General features: G+C 71.9%; 12 protein-coding genes. 3 read left to right on the top strand and 9 right to left on the bottom strand.

Annotation, left to right across the window (positions count from 1 at the left end; genetic code table 11):
• Positions 1-80 precede the first annotated feature (80 nt).
• Positions 81-320 carry an SHOCT domain-containing protein gene (locus DEJ13_RS04030; RefSeq protein ID WP_056122478.1) on the top strand — a complete coding sequence of 80 codons (240 nt, stop codon included), beginning with the start codon at positions 81-83 and terminating at the stop codon, positions 318-320.
• On the opposite strand, the gene DEJ13_RS04025 is transcribed toward DEJ13_RS04030, so the two are convergent.
• Positions 307-849, bottom strand: coding sequence for a gluconokinase (locus tag DEJ13_RS04025; protein ID WP_111106908.1), 543 nt, complete (start codon positions 847-849; stop codon positions 307-309). The genes DEJ13_RS04030 and DEJ13_RS04025 overlap by 14 nt on opposite strands.
• Positions 850-1,003: 154 nt before the next feature.
• Between DEJ13_RS04025 and gnd the strand changes: the two genes are divergently transcribed.
• Complete coding sequence (gene gnd / locus DEJ13_RS04020; protein ID WP_111106907.1) at positions 1,004-2,464, top strand: NADP-dependent phosphogluconate dehydrogenase; 1,461 nt, start codon at positions 1,004-1,006, stop codon at positions 2,462-2,464.
• Between the two features lie 66 nt (positions 2,465-2,530).
• Here gnd and DEJ13_RS04015 read toward each other — a convergent pair whose 3' ends face one another.
• Positions 2,531-3,163, bottom strand: a complete 633-nt coding sequence (locus tag DEJ13_RS04015; protein WP_111106906.1) for a hypothetical protein — start codon at positions 3,161-3,163, stop codon at positions 2,531-2,533.
• 174 nt (positions 3,164-3,337) lie between these two features.
• Here DEJ13_RS04015 and DEJ13_RS04010 point away from each other — a divergent pair, with 174 nt between their 5' ends.
• Positions 3,338-4,882, top strand: coding sequence for a molybdopterin-dependent oxidoreductase (locus DEJ13_RS04010; RefSeq protein WP_111106905.1), 1,545 nt, complete (start codon positions 3,338-3,340; stop codon positions 4,880-4,882).
• A 27-nt stretch (positions 4,883-4,909) separates the two neighbouring features.
• On the opposite strand, the gene DEJ13_RS04005 is transcribed toward DEJ13_RS04010, so the two are convergent.
• From DEJ13_RS04005 to DEJ13_RS03975, 7 genes are all read right to left on the bottom strand, one after another.
• Entirely contained in the window at positions 4,910-5,689 is a 780-nt protein-coding gene (locus DEJ13_RS04005; protein WP_111106904.1) for a putative protein N(5)-glutamine methyltransferase, read from the bottom strand.
• Between the two features lie 75 nt (positions 5,690-5,764).
• Positions 5,765-6,742, bottom strand: coding sequence for a ribose-phosphate diphosphokinase (locus DEJ13_RS04000; protein WP_056122497.1), 978 nt, complete (start codon positions 6,740-6,742; stop codon positions 5,765-5,767).
• Positions 6,743-6,834: 92 nt separating this feature from the next.
• Positions 6,835-8,262, bottom strand: a complete 1,428-nt coding sequence (gene glmU / locus DEJ13_RS03995) for a bifunctional UDP-N-acetylglucosamine diphosphorylase/glucosamine-1-phosphate N-acetyltransferase GlmU (RefSeq protein WP_056122499.1) — start codon at positions 8,260-8,262, stop codon at positions 6,835-6,837.
• Positions 8,263-8,708: 446 nt separating this feature from the next.
• Complete coding sequence (locus DEJ13_RS03990; RefSeq protein ID WP_111106903.1) at positions 8,709-10,082, bottom strand: MFS transporter; 1,374 nt, start codon at positions 10,080-10,082, stop codon at positions 8,709-8,711.
• 244 nt (positions 10,083-10,326) lie between these two features.
• Positions 10,327-11,376 carry an NAD(P)-dependent alcohol dehydrogenase gene (locus DEJ13_RS03985; protein WP_111106902.1) on the bottom strand — a complete coding sequence of 350 codons (1,050 nt, stop codon included), beginning with the start codon at positions 11,374-11,376 and terminating at the stop codon, positions 10,327-10,329.
• On the bottom strand, positions 11,373-12,590 hold the full coding sequence (locus DEJ13_RS03980; RefSeq protein WP_056122508.1) for an ROK family transcriptional regulator: 1,218 nt from the start codon (positions 12,588-12,590) through the stop codon (positions 11,373-11,375). Before DEJ13_RS03980 ends, DEJ13_RS03985 begins: the two co-directional genes overlap by 4 nt.
• Positions 12,591-12,594: 4 nt before the next feature.
• Positions 12,595-13,620: a sugar phosphate isomerase/epimerase family protein gene (locus tag DEJ13_RS03975; RefSeq protein ID WP_056122510.1), complete on the bottom strand. Its 1,026-nt coding sequence runs from the start codon at positions 13,618-13,620 to the stop codon at positions 12,595-12,597.
• Positions 13,621-13,642 lie beyond the last annotated feature (22 nt).

Below are 13,642 nucleotides of genomic sequence, written 5' to 3'. Positions count from 1 at the left end.
CGACGGACGCGGGGCGGGCCTCCCGACCGGAGTCTTGGAGGGTCGCAACTGCGGCACCGGATCCGACCCAGGAGGTCACCATGCTCACCACCCTCGCTGCCACCGCGCCCTACTGGCACGGCGGCGGGTTCCCGTTCTTCGTGTTCCCCGTGTTCTTCTTCGTCGCGTTCCTGGTCGTGTTCCTGGTCTTCGGGGTGTTCCGCCGCGGCAGCTGGCGTGCCCTGGCAGACGCGCGGTCCGTGCTCGCCGACCGTTTCGCCCGTGGTGAGATCGGCGCCGACGAGTACCGCGCGCGGCTGTCGGAGCTCAGTCGGAAGTGACGGACGGCAGGGCGGCGAGGATCGCGGCGACCGTCTCGTCCACGGACCCGTGGATCGACACGGAGGCCGCGGCCTCGTCCGCCTGGGGACGCTCGAGCGTCGCGAACTGCGAGTCGAGCAACGAGTTCGGCATGTACTCGTGGTGCCGGTGCGACTGCCGCTCGGCGATGAGGTCCCGCGAACCGTCGAGGTAGGCGATGACCAGGTCGGGCGCGGTCACCCGGAGCCGGTCGCGGTACGCGCGCTTGAGCGCCGAGTTCGCCATCACGCAGCGCTTGCCGGTGGCCTGGACCTCGGCGATCCGCGCCGCACAGGCGTCGAGCCAGGGCCAGCGGTCCTCGTCGGTCAGGGGCGTGCCCTGGCGCATCTTCTCCTTGTTGGCGGCGGGGTGCAGGCCGTCGGCGTCGACGAACTCGGCGGGCTCGCCGCGGTCCGCGAGGGCACGTGCCAGGGCCTCGCCGACGGTCGACTTGCCGGAGCCGGAGACCCCCATGACCATGACGGGCGGCGGGACGGTTCGGTCGCTCATCCCTCCACCGTATGGAGTGCGGTGGACACCTTGCACAGGTTGCCGCAACTCTCGTGCGTTCCCGGGCGAGCATCCGTAGGTTGGCCGCAGGACACCGACACCGGCGCTGCACGCGCCAGGGCGTCGACATCGCGACGTCAGGACGAAGGAGACCATGGTGGCAGACAGCAACGGACAGGCGAACATCGGCGTGGTGGGACTCGCGGTGATGGGGTCGAACCTCGCCCGCAACCTCGCGTCGCGCGAGGGCAACACGGTCGCGGTCTACAACCGCACCTACGCACGGACCGAAGAGCTGATGCAGGAACACGGTGACGCCGGGTTCATCGCGTCCGAGGACATCGACGACTTCGTCGCGTCGCTCTCCAAGCCCCGCACCGCGATCATCATGGTGCAGGCAGGCAAGGGCACCGATGCGGTGATCGGTCAGCTCGCCGAGCGCTTCGAAGCGGGCGACATCATCGTGGACGGCGGCAACGCGAACTTCCACGACACCATCCGCCGCGAGCACGACCTACGCGAGCAGGGCCTGAACTTCGTCGGCACCGGGATCTCCGGCGGTGAAGAAGGCGCGCTCAAGGGCCCGTCGATCATGCCCGGCGGCTCGGACGAAGCGTGGGAGACCCTGGGCCCGATCCTGAAGTCCATCGCCGCGGTCGCCGAGGGCGAACCGTGCGTGACGCACATCGGCACCGACGGTGCCGGCCACTTCGTCAAGATGGTCCACAACGGCATCGAGTACGCCGACATGCAGCTGATCGCGGAGTCCTATGACCTGCTCCGTCGCGCCGGTGGGCACAGCGTCGACGAGCTCGTCGAGATCTACAGCAAGTGGAACGAAGGCGACCTCGAGTCGTACCTGATCGAGATCACCGGCGAAGTCCTCAAGCAGCAGGACGCCGACACCGGCAAGCCCCTCGTCGACGTCATCCGCGACGAAGCGGGCTCCAAGGGCACCGGCGTGTGGACCGTGCAGAACGCGGTCGGTCTCGGCATCCCCGTGTCCGGCATCGGTGAAGCTGTGTTCGCCCGCGCGGTGTCCTCCAAGCCCTCGCAGCGCGCAGCGGTCCAGCGGTCGGTGCAGAGCCGTCCCGAGGTCGCCCAGGTCCCGGACACCTTCGAGGACGACGTCCGCGCGGCGCTCTACGCGTCGAAGGTCGTCGCGTACGCCCAGGGGTTCGACCTCATCATCGCCGGGGCCAAGGAGTACGACTGGGACGTCAACCTCGGCAACGTCGCGAAGATCTGGCGCGGCGGCTGCATCATCCGCGCCCAGTTCCTCAACCGCATCGTCGAGGCCTACGACAAGAACCCGGAGCTCGAGTCCCTCCTGGTCGACCCGTACTTCGCGAACGCCGTCGCCGAGGGCGAAGCCGCATGGCGCCGCATCGTCGGCATCGCAGCCGCGTCGGGCATCCCTGCTCCGGGGTTCTCGTCGGCGCTGTCGTACTACGACTCGCTCGCGTCCGACCGGCTGCCGGCGTCGCTGATCCAGGGACAGCGCGACTTCTTCGGGGCGCACACCTACCAGCGCATCGACAAGGACGGCACCTTCCACACGCTGTGGTCGGACGACGACCGTCGCGAGGTCGAGCAGGAGCCCTCCACCCACTGAGAACAGTCAGCCCGGATGGGGCGTCGTCCGCTGGCGGTGCCTCATCCGGGCGGACTCGGCCCGGACTCAGGCGACGATGCGCTCCCGCGCCAGTTCCGCGAGCAGCCGCTCGAGCTTCGGACCGCGGCCGAGCAGACGCCTCGACCCCGGCGCAGTGCGCACGTGGAACGTCGCGACCGCGGTGGAGTCGTCGGGCCGCACGTAGTGCATCGCGATCGCACACGCGTCGCGGCTGCCCGGTGCCGGCACGTCCTCGAGTCCGATGTGCATGACACGGCTCCACCGGACCACGAGCAGTCGTGTGGCCCGTCGCTCGTCGAGTTCCCAGAGCGACGCCTCGGTCGCGCCGAACGCCCAGGTCACACGCGGGCCGAGCGCGACGTCCGAACGGTTCTCCCGCACGACCTCGCGCAGCTCCGCGGTCGGTGCAGCCGGGACGAGCCACACGGTGGGATCGATCCGGCGGATGGCGAAGGCGAGGGACTCGTCCTCGCGCCGGCGCCGCAGGCCCTGCATGCGGACGATCCCGACCAGGACGACGGCGACGCCGATGCCGATCACCGCGACCTCGGCGATGCCGAAGAACGTCAGGTCCGTCTCCGGGCTGCGCGCCACGACGACCACGCGCGCGACGAGCAGTGCAGCCCAGACGCCGACGACGATCCACCGCACGACCAGCAGGCGGCCGTCCGGCGACATCGCTCGGCGGGCGTGCGGATCCCGCGGAACACGGTCGCGACGCCTCAGCACACCCTGATCCTCGCACGGCGACCGCGGCAGCGGCACCGCACCCTGAGGAACTCGGATGCCGGACGCGGCTGGGTCCCAGACCACCGGACGTAGCATCCTCCCGTGCCCACCAGTCGAACGTCGATGCGGCCGCGCCTGCTGGCCGCGGCCTCCGGCGTCGTCGCCGCCCTGGCCTTCCTCGCCGCGGCCGAACTCGCCGCACTGTTCCTCGGTGGAGCCGGCAGCCCGCTCGTGGCCGTCGGTGGCGCGGTCATCGACCTGGCCCCCGCCGGCGCGAAGGACCTGATGGTCTCCCTGTTCGGCACGGGCGACAAGGTCGCGCTGTTCGTGCTGATGGGCGTCCTCATGGTCGCGATCTCCGCGGGTGCCGGCATCCTCGAGCGCCGCCGACCGCCGTTCGGCGCGATGGTCTTCGCGCTCGGTGGCGCCCTCTCGCTCATCGCCGTCACGACCCGGTCCGGGTCGGGCATGTGGGACGGCCTGCCATCGGTGCTCGGCGTCGGCGCCGCGATCGGCGTCCTGCGTCCCCTCGTCACCCGGCTGCGCCGCTGGGAGACCGTCGCCCAGACGCCGACCCGCACCGACGCAGCGCGCCCCGAGCGCCGGTCGTTCATCGTATGGACGGTGACCGCGGGCGCACTCGCGCTGGTGGTCGGGACCGGTTCGCGGCTCGGGTCGGCCGCGATGCAACGCACGGCGGCGATCCGACGGTCGGTGCGCCTCCCGGCTCCCGCGACGGCGGCACCAGCCGTGCCGGCGGGTGCGTCGCTCGACGTCCCGGGGCTCACCCCCTACGTCACCCCGAACGCCGACTTCTACCGCATCGACACGGCCCTGCGTGTGCCGTCGATCGACCCGGCCGACTGGAGCCTGCGCATCCACGGCGCCGTCGAGAACGAGGTCACACTGACCTGGGACGAGCTGATGGCCCTCCCGCTCGAGGAACACATGGCCACGATGAGCTGCGTCTCGAACGAGGTCGGCGGCGACCTCATCGGCAACGCACTGTGGCTGGGCTACCCGATCCGCGAGCTGCTGGCGCGAGCGAAGCCCACGGGCGACGCCGACATGGTGCTCTCCCGCAGCATCGACGGCTTCACTGCCGGCACCCCCCTCGACGTCCTGCAGGACACGGGAACACAGGCCATGCTCGCGGTCGGCATGAACGGGCAGCCGTTGCCCGCCGAGCACGGGTTCCCGGTCCGCATGGTCGTGCCGGGCCTGTTCGGGTACGTCTCGGCGACGAAGTGGGTCACCGAGATGGAGGTCACCCGCTTCGCCGACGCGCAGGGCTACTGGACGCCCCGTGGGTGGTCGGAGCGGGGGCCGGTCAAGCTCGAGTCGCGGATCGACACCCCCGCGAACGGCACGAGCGTCACGGTCGGCGACCGCGTCGCGATCGCCGGGGTCGCCTGGCAGCCGCACACCGGCGTCAAGGCGGTGCAGGTCAAGGTGGGCGGTGCCGAGTGGCAGGACGCCGAACTCGCCGCATCAGTGTCCGCCGACACCTGGCGGCAGTGGGTGTACCGCTGGACCGCCACCTCGGGAGACCACGAGGTCCGTGTCCGCGCGGTCAGCACCGACGGACAGGTCCAGACGAGCGTCCAGCGTCCGCCTGCCCCCAACGGGGCAACCGGCTGGGACACGATCACGATCAGCGCTCGCTGACCACCAGGCCTGGAGGCCCGGTGCGCGTCACACGGGTCGGCTCGCCACCACGCAGGTGCCGTCCACGGCGTCGTCCCGCTCGACCCGCGTCACGAAGCCCGCAGCACGGAACGCCGATGCTGACGCCTCGGCCTGTCCGTCGGAGACCTCGATGACCACGGCGCCACCCGGACACAGCCACTCCCCGGCGCCCGCCGCGATCCGACGGTGCAGGTCGAGCCCGTCGTGTCCGCCGTCGAGGGCGACCCGGTGCTCGTGGTCCCGGGCCTCGGTCGGCATCGTCGCGATCGCCTCGGTGGGCACGTAGGGGGCGTTCACCGCGATGACGTCGACCGCGCCGCGGAACCGCGCGGGCAGCGGAGCGAACAGGTCACCGGTGACGACGATGCCGCGGTCGCCGATGTTCTCGGCCGCGACGTCCGAGGCGTCGGGGTCGATGTCGGACGCGACGAGGTCGAGTGCACCGACCCGCTCGAGCAGGGCGACGGCGATCGCGCCCGCACCGCAGCACAGGTCGACCACCCGGTCGTAGCGGTGCAGCAGCCGGGCGGCCTGGTCGACGACCACCGTCGACCGGGCCCGCGGTACGAAGACCCCGGGCACGACGCGGATCCGGTGCCCGTCGAAGGCGGCCCAGCCGAGGACGACCTCGAGGGGTTCCCCGCGCAGACGTCGCTGCAGCATCGATCTGAGGCGGACCGGGTCACCGTCGCCGGCTTCGAGGAGGAGGTCGGCCTCGTCCTCGGCGTAGACGCTCCCCGCCGCCCGGAGTCGGGCGGCGAGGGCGTCACGGGCGGTGGGAGTCACGAACGTCGCGCAGGCTCGTTGCGTCCGCCCCGTGGTGATGCGCCGTCGGCTGTGCCCATTGGTTCGACGGCTCCGCTACGCTGCGCCGTCAAACATCGACGTGACGGACCCGTCGTCGAAGACCTCGTGGATGGCGCGGGCCAGCAGCGGCGCGATCGGCAGGATCTCGAGTCGGTCCCAGCGCTTGTCGACCGGCACCGGCAGCGTGTCGGTGACGACGACGCGGTCGATGAACTCGCTCTGCAGCAGCTCGGTGGCCGGGTCGGAGAACACGGCGTGCGTCGCAGCGACGACGACGCCGATCGCACCAGCGGCCTTGAGCGCCTCGGCGGCCTTGGCGATCGTACGGCCGGTGTCGATGAGGTCGTCGACGAGCAGGCACCAGCGACCCGAGACGTCCCCGACGATCTCGTGCACGGTGACCTGGTTCGGCACGAGCGGGTCACGCCGCTTGTGGATGATGGCGAGCGGCGCACCGAGCTTCTCGGACCAGATATCCGCGACGCGGACGCGCCCCATGTCGGGCGACACGACCGTCAGGATCGACGGGTCGAGGATCGCCTTGAAGTGCTCGAGCAGCACCGGCATCGCGAAGAGGTGGTCGACGGGCCCGTCGAAGAAGCCCTGGATCTGAGCCGCGTGCAGGTCGACGCTCATGATCCGGTGCGCGCCGGCGGCCTTGAACAGGTCGGCGACCAGGCGCGCCGAGATCGGCTCACGGCCGCGGCCCTTCTTGTCCTGCCGCGCGTACGGGTAGAACGGCGCAACGACGGTGATGCGCTTGGCCGAGGCACGCTTGAGCGCGTCGACGATGATGAGCTGCTCCATGAGCCACTCGTTGATCGGGGCGGTGTGCGACTGGATGACGAACGCGTCGCAGCCGCGGACGGACTCGTCGAAGCGGACGTAGAGCTCGCCGTTCGCGAAGGTGCGGGCGTCGGTCGGGACGAGGTCGACGCCGAGTTCCTCAGCGATCTGCCTCGACAGCTCGGGATGTGCTCGCCCGGAGACGAGGACGAGTCGTTTCTGGCCGGTTGTCTTGATTCCGGACAAGTGCCGTACTCACTCCCTGGCCCCACGGGGCCGTGTGTCCGAGGACCCGGATCCGGGTCCCCGTGTGACGGCGGGTGGCCGTCGAGAAGGTGTCATGCTCCGTGCGCGCGCCGAGCCGCCTCGGCCGCCGGCGTGCCGGGTCGGTGTTCCGAGACCCAGTCGTCGGTGTTGCGCTGTGGGGCGTAGCTGATCGCGAGCGACCCGGCCGGCACGTCCTTGCGGACGGTCGTACCTGCACCGGTGTACGCCCCGTCCCCAATCCTAACCGGGGCGACGAACACGTTGTGCGAGCCTGTACGGACGTGCGACCCGACCTCGGTGCGGTGCTTGTGCACACCGTCGTAGTTCGCGGTGATCGTGTTCGCGCCGATGTTCGAGTCCTCGCCGACCTCGGCGTCGCCGATGTACGACAGGTGCGGGACCTTGCTGCCCCGACCGATCGTGGCGTTCTTGGTCTCGACGAAGGTGCCGATCTTGCCGCCGTCGCCGAGCACGGTGCCCGCGCGCAGGTAGGCGAACGGCCCGACCGACGCCCCGTCCCCGATGACGGCGAGGGTGGCGTCGACGCGGTTCACGGTGGCACCAGCGCCCACCTCGGTGTCGCGGAGCGTGGTGCCCGGTCCGACGACGGCACCGGCGGCGATGGCCGTGGCGCCGATGAGCTGCGTGTCCGGGAGGATCTCGGCGTCGGGCTCGATCGTCACGTCCAGGTCGATCCACGTCGACCGGGGGTCCTGCACGGTGACCCCGGCGAGCTGGTGCGCGCGGACGATGCGGTCGTTGAGCACACGGGCGGCGTCGCCCAGCTGTGCGCGGTCGTTGATGCCGGCGAGCAGCCACGGGTCGTCGAAGCGCAGCACGTCGATGCGTCCGCCGCGGGCCGCGATGAGCGACGGCGCGTCGGTGATGTACATCTCGCCCTGCACGTTCTCGGTCGTGAGCTGGGGCAGCACGGCGCGCAGGTGGGTGACGTCGAACGCGTAGATGCCCGCGTTCGCCTCGGTGATCGTGCGCTGCTCGTCGGTCGCGTCCTTGTGCTCGACGACGCCCACGAAGGCGCCCTGGTCGTCGCGGAGGATCCGGCCGAGCCCGGTGGGGTCGGGTGCGATCGCACTGAGGAACGTCACGGCGTTGGCCGCGTCGGCGTGCACCTGTACCAGCCGACGGAGCGATGCGGGGTCGACGAGCGGCACGTCCCCCGAGAGCACGACGACGGCCCCGTCGAAGTCGGCCGGCAGGGCCTGGACGGCGACCTCGACAGCACGCCCGGTGCCGGGGACCTCGTCCTGGTCGACGACGATCGCGTCCGGCACGCGCTCGGTGACCTCGGCGGCGACGCGCTCGCGCTCGTGCCGGACGACCACGGCGATGTGCTCGGGCTCGAGGGACTCGGCGGTGCGCAGCACGTGGGCGACGAGCGGCAGCCCGGCGATCCGGTGCAGCACCTTCGGGGTCGTGGACTTCATGCGCGTGCCCTGCCCGGCGGCGAGGACGACGACGGCGATCCGCTGGTCGGTCATGCCCCCATCCTGGCCCACCCGACTGCGGCGCACCAACGCATCGGGGACTCGTGCGGAGTCCGCGCGGACCCCCGCAACCGACCCGTCCCCACCCGCACGACACCACCGACGTCGCACGACAGCGGAAACGGCGCACGATCGGCAAGCACCCACCCGAACGACACCACCGACGTCGCACGACAGCGGAAACGTCGCACCATCGGCACACGCCCACCCGCACGACACCACCGACGTCGAACGACAGCGGAAACGTCGCACCATCGGCACGCACCCACCCGAACGACACCACCGACGTCGCACGACAGCGGAAACGTCGCACCATCGGCACGCACCCACCCGCACGACACCACCGACGTCGCACGACAGCGGAAACGTCGCACCGCCGTCACATTCCTGCGCCGGCACGCCGCCCGACCACGCCTGCTCAGCGCCCGACCACCACGGCCTCAGCGCGCGGCGCGCCCCTCGTCCCGCACGAAGGCCATCAGCACCAGCCCCGCGACGAGCACCACCACGACCCCGATGATGCCGAAGCGCGTGGAGCCCCCGAGGGTCACGGCGATCCCGAACATCGCCGGCGCGATGAACGACGCCGCCCGCCCGGTGGTGGCGTACAGGCCGAAGAGCTCACCCTCGCGGCCGGGGGTCGCCAGCCGGCTCAGGTAGGCCCGCGACGAGGACTGCACGGGGCCGACGAACGCGCACAGCGCCAACCCCAGCACCCAGAAGCCGACCTGGGCCGACCCGACGAAGAACACCGCCGCACCGCACACCGCCAGCCCGACGAGCGAGACCATGATGAGCATGCGGGACCCGAACCGGTCGTCCAGCCGGCCCGAGGCGAAGGTCGCGATGCCGGCGACGATGTTGGCGGCGATCGCGAACAGGATGACCTGGGACGCGCTGAACCCGAACACCTGCGCGGCGATGATCCCGCCGAACGTGAACACGCCCCCGACGCCGTCGCAGAACACGGCGCTGGCGACCAGGAACGACAGCACGTTCCGGCGCTCGCGCCACAGCCGGGCGATGTCGCGCCCGAGGTCGCGGTAGGCCGACCACAGGGTGCCGCGGCGGGTCGGGTCCGCGGGTGCCTCGGGGACGACCAGGAACAGCGGGATCGAGCTGACCGCGAGCCAGACCGCCGCGATGCCGATCGCAACGCGCACGTCCCACTGCCCGGAGGCCACGGTGGCGGGGAGGTGCAACAGCCCCGCCGTGTCGCCGGCGCCGAAGTCCTGGATGCACAGCACCAGCAGCACGACCAGCAGCACGATGCCGCCGAAGTAGCCTGCCGCCCACCCGATCGCGGACACGCGGCCGGTCTTCTGGCCGGTGGCGACCTGTCCGAGCATGGCGTTGTAGCCGACGCAGGCGATCTCGTACGCGACGGTGCCGATGCCGATGAGGGCCGCGCCGAGCACCAGGAACGGCTCGCTGGGCGCGACGAACACCATCGCACCGATCGACAGCGCGACGCCGATCGTGGCGACGAGCACCGAGCGGCGACGGTGCCCGGACGAGTCGGCGAGCCGGCCCACCGCGGGCGCGACGAGCGCGACGACGATCCCGGCGATCGTCAGCGCCGTCGAGACCACGCCCGCGTTGTGCGCGAGTTCGCGCTCGACCGCCTGCTTCGCCGCGGCCGAGGTGTCCTCGGCGGCGACGATGGCGGGGTCGACGAAGGCGCGGCTGGCCAGGTAGGTGCTGAAGACGAAGGTCGTGACGACCGCGTTGAAGGCCGCGGAACCCCAGTCCCACAGCGCCCAGGACACGAGGGCGCGACGATCGGTGCGCTGCGGCGGCGGAGCGACGGTCATGCGCGAACCGTAGCGCGTCCCGGTGACGCACCGGTGGCCCCGTTCCGGGCCACACGGCGGACGGGAGGTCCGGTGCCGGTCGCACGTCGGGCCTCCCGTGCGCCCCGTGGCGCGCTGACGGGCGCATCGCACCCCCACTCGCGCATCGCGCCCCGCAGGAACGGGGCGCGATGCGCGCAGCGGGGTGCGATGCCGCGCGGGGCGTGATGCGCGCAGCGGAGTGCGATGCCGCGCGGGGCGCGGGTCAGGCGGGGACGCCGCCCGGGTACACGACGGACTTGAGCGACTCGGGGTCGGTGTCGCTCTCGAGGGCCTGTCGCACGTCGTCGAGGCCGTAGCGCCCGGTGACGAGCGAGTCCAGGTCGACCTGCCCCGACGCGACGAGCTCGATCGCGACCGGCCAGGTGTTGGTGTACCGGAAGATGCCGGTGACGGTGACCTCGAGGTTCTGGATGTGCTCGACCGGCAGCGTCATCTCGGAGTTGCCGAGACCGACGAGCACCGCGGCGCCGGCCGGACCGACCGCCTTGATCCCGTCGGACACCGCACGGGGTGCGCCGCTGGCGTCGATGAACGCGTCGACCGGGGCGATGTCCGTGGTGACGTCGACCGCGGTGGGGTCGACGACCTCGGTCGCGCCGTAGGACAGGGCACGCTCACGCCGCTCGGGGACCAGGTCGCTGATGACGATGCGGGTCGCGCCGAACGCCCGGGCTGCCTGCGCGCAGATGATCCCGATCGGCCCGGCACCGGCGATGAGCACCGACGAACCGGGGACGATGCGGGCCTTGCGGACGGCGGCGATGCCGACGGACAGCGGCTCGAGCAGAGCACCGGCCTCGAACGACACGGAGTCGGGCAGGGTGTGGGCGAACTCGGCCTCGATGGTCACGAACTCGGCGAAGGCCCCGTCGACCGGGGGCGTCGCGTAGAAGCGCATGTGCGGGCAGAGGTTGTAGCGGCCGGCCAGGCACTGCGCGCAGCGGTGGCAGGGGCGCTGCGGCTCGATGGCGACGCGCTCCCCGACGCGCGACGGGTCGACCCCCTCGCCCACCGCGACGACGGTGCCGGACAGCTCGTGGCCGAGCACGAGCGGCTCCTCGACGACGAAGTCGCCGATGCGGCCGTGCCGGAAGTAGTGGACGTCCGAGCCGCACACGCCGACGGCGGCGACACGGACGAGCACGTCGCCGGGGTCGACGGCGGGGACGGGGCGGTCCTCGACGGTCAGGTCGTCCTGACCGAGCAGGACGCTGACACGCTGGGTGTCGGACTGCGGGGTGGTGGTGCTCATGGGGTGGTCACTTCCTGTTGCGGGGAGAACTCTGGGTCGTCGAGCAGGTCACGGAAGCCGATCTCGGCTGCACCGCGCAGCAGGACGTCGGGACCGAGGGCGGTGGGCACGATGCGGACACGATCGGCCATGGCGGCCATCGACTGTGCCCGCACCGCGGTGACGATGCGGTCCCCGACGTGGCCGAGCAGCGTGCCGAGGAACCCCCCGAGCGCGACGACCTCGGGGTTGACGGAGTGGATCGCGTTCCGCAGGCCGGTGGCGAGCGCCGCGACCTGGCGGTCCACGACGGCCTGCACCGCGGGCCCGCCGGTGTCGAGCGCGACGGCGAGGGCAGGCAGGTCGTCGGCGGCGACCCCGGTCACGGCGACGAGGGCCGCGCGTGAGGCCTCGGTCTCCAGGCACCCGAACGCGCCGCAGTGGCAGCGGATCCCGTTGTCGGCGACGAACGTGTGTCCGAGCTCGCCGGCGTACCCGTCGGCGCCGCTGAGCGGCCGACCGGCGCTGATCACCCCGCCGCCGATGCCGGACGCGCCGCCGTTGAGGTAGATGAGGTCGCTGACGCCCCGGCCGCTGCCGTAGAGGTGCTCGGCGAGGGCGCCCAGGTTGGCGTCGTTCGCCACGCGCACCGGGAGGCCGGTCGCGGCGGCGAGGGGCTGCGCGAACGGCTCGTCGCGCCACCCGAGGTGCGGGGCGTACCGGACCAGGCCGTCCTCGACGCGGACGGTGCCGGGGATGGACACGCCGATGCCGACCGTCCGGACCGGCCGCATCCGCTCGGCCAGGTCGTCGAGGAGCGCTGCCACGGCGGCGACGGCCTCGGGGGCGCTCGGGCGCGATGCGGCCGGCGAGGTCACCCGGTGCCGGATGCTGCCGTCGAGCCCGACGAGCGCGACCGTGACGGCGTCGATCTCGACCGTGACGGCGACGGCGACGACGTCGGCCGAGGCACGGACGACGGGGCTGGGGCGCCCCACCCCGACCGTGGGGGCCACCGCGCCCGGCGCCGGGTTCTCGGACTCGTGGACCAGGCCGAGCGCGACCAGCTCACCGACGAGCGCCAGCGTCGTCGAGCGGTTCAGGCCCGTGCGGCGGGTGAGTTCGGCGCGGGTGACGGGCCCCTCCTCGTGCACCAGGCGGAGCAGCCGCGCCGTGTTCCGACGCGGTGCGCCCGCTGCGCTCCGCGGAGCGCCCGCTCCCGTCACCGACCCCATCCGTTCAGCGCGACCGCGAGAACGCGGCGTCGAACGCGGCGTCCGGCGGAGCGATGGTGCCGAGCCGGCGCACGAACGCGAGCGCCTCGGGGCCGCCGACGAGCCGGTCCATGCCGGCGTCCTCCCACTCGACGCTGGTCGGACCGGTGTAGCCGATGTGGTTCAGCACGCGGAACACCCGCTCCCACGGGACGTCGCCGTGTCCGGCCGTCACGAAGTCCCAGCCGCGTCGGGGGTCGCCCCACGGCAGGTGCGACGACAGCCGGCCGTTCCGCCCGTCGAGCTGCTTCACCGACTCCTTGCAGTGCACGTGGTAGACCCGGTCCGCGAAGTCGAGCAGGAACGCGGCGGGGTCGAGGTCCTGCCAGACGAAGTGCGACGGGTCGAAGTTGAACCCGAACGCCGGACGGTCGGCGAAGACCTCGAGCGTCCGCTTGGCGGTCCAGTAGTCGTAGGCGATCTCGGAGGGGTGCACCTCGAGCGCGAAGCGGACCCCCACTTCCTCGAAGACGTCCAGGATCGGCGACCACCGGTCGTGGAAGTCCTGGTACCCGGCGTCGATCATCGACGGCGGCACCGGCGGGAACCCGGCGACGGTCTTCCAGATCGAGGACCCGGAGAACCCGGTCACGGTGTCGACGCCCATCGCCGCGGCGGCGCGGGCGGTCCACTGCAGTTCCTCGGCGGCACGCTGCCGCACTCCCTCGGGGTCGCCGTCGCCCCACACGTGCGGCGGGACGATGTCCTCGTGGCGCTGGTCGATCGGGTCGTCGCACACGGCCTGGCCCACCAGGTGGTTCGCGATCGTCCAGACCTGCAGGCCGTTCTCACTGAGGATGCGCTTGCGGTCGGCGACGTACTCCGGGTCCGTCGCGGCGCGACGCACGTCCAGGTGGTCACCCCAGCAGGCGATCTCGAGTCCGTCGTAGCCCCACGCACCGGCGAGTCGGGCCACCTCCTCGAAGGGCAGGTCTGCCCACTGCCCGGTGAACAGGGTCACCGGCCTGGAGGCTCGTGGTTCGTCCGTCATGGTGCTTCCTTCCGTCACAGTG

The organism is Curtobacterium sp. MCLR17_007 (genome assembly GCF_003234655.2).
Taxonomy (GTDB): Bacteria; Actinomycetota; Actinomycetes; order Actinomycetales; family Microbacteriaceae; genus Curtobacterium.
The sequence above is the reverse complement of the archived record's forward strand: the minus strand, read 5'-3'. Positions and strand labels throughout refer to the sequence as shown.